Raw genomic sequence first — 1,057 nt, 5'->3', positions numbered from 1 at the left:
TGTTCCTTTTTATAATGAAATGATCTGTAATTATTTATAAATTATCAATGTTATATGAACTAGTTATGACTGTTTTGTGTCATCTTTATCTCACAAGCTTTTCAGGGTACTTTGTCCCCCCCGTCATGCTCAAAATCAGATGTTTCATCTTTGGTACATACGTCACTTGATTCCAAACACCCTAACTCTGCTAAAGTAGCGATCGCGCAAAAGATGGGGCATGGGGCATGAATCAGTTAACAGTTAACAGTGAGCAGTTAAGAGTGATAACTGATAACTGATAACTGATAACTGATAAGTCTCCCCACACTCCCCCCTCTCCCTTGTCTCCCGATCCCCGATCCCTGATCCCCGATCCCCAATTTACCCAAAATCACGAAAATATTTTTAACGAAAGTGGCAAATAGGGACATCTGTTTGGTATTTCTGAAGAAGTCCTTAAGTTAGGAGTTCATCCGATGGCTAAAGCAGATACTACAGCAGATTTACCCGTAGCTAAATCAACAGCAGCTAAACCCCCCTACCCATTCCGTACGGGTTGGGCTTTAGCGCTTTTAGCTCTCAATCTCCTTGTAGCTGCCTATTACTTCCATATCATTGAATAATTAAGCAGCTGAACTGGGATCGGGGATCGGGGAAGGTGGGGCCCCCTCTGGGGAACTCGGGGCCCCCACTCCCCCCAAGGGAGTGGGGATTAGGGGCGAAGGGGTAACGGGGATCAGGGATCAGGGATCGGGGAGCGGGGATCGCTTAAGAGGTTTTCATACCCTCTTTGTGGGCTATTAACCGTGGGATTCTAGCTTCTGATTTTAACAAGTAGTTCAATTTAGTTATCAGTTATCAGTGACTACATTATTCTCAATGTTTGTAACTGTTGACTGTTCACTGTTTACTGATTTAATTCTTCACCAGCTGCTGCATCCAGTAGCCACCACAGTTCACCTTCAGGTTGAATGAGGCGGGATGGATAAGTAGAGTTATCTGCTTCTGGTGCGAAAACTTGAGCAAGGGCTGGTTTTTTGTTCGCGCCAGCAACTACGAAAATAACGCATCTGGC

1 protein-coding gene is annotated in these 1,057 nt (G+C 44.7%); it reads left to right on the top strand.

Annotation, left to right across the window (positions count from 1 at the left end; genetic code table 11):
• Positions 1-458: 458 nt before the first annotated feature.
• Positions 459-605 (top strand): photosystem I protein PsaX, encoded by a 147-nt coding sequence (gene psaX, locus DM995_RS22990; RefSeq protein WP_016858731.1) that lies wholly within the window; start codon positions 459-461, stop codon positions 603-605.
• Positions 606-1,057: the final 452 nt, after the last annotated feature.

It is taken from the genome of Blastomonas sp. UPD001 (assembly GCF_003426715.1).
In the GTDB taxonomy this organism is placed as follows: domain Bacteria; phylum Pseudomonadota; class Alphaproteobacteria; order Sphingomonadales; family Sphingomonadaceae; genus Blastomonas.
Note: the sequence above shows the minus strand (reverse complement) of the source record. Positions and strands in the feature narration are given on the sequence as shown.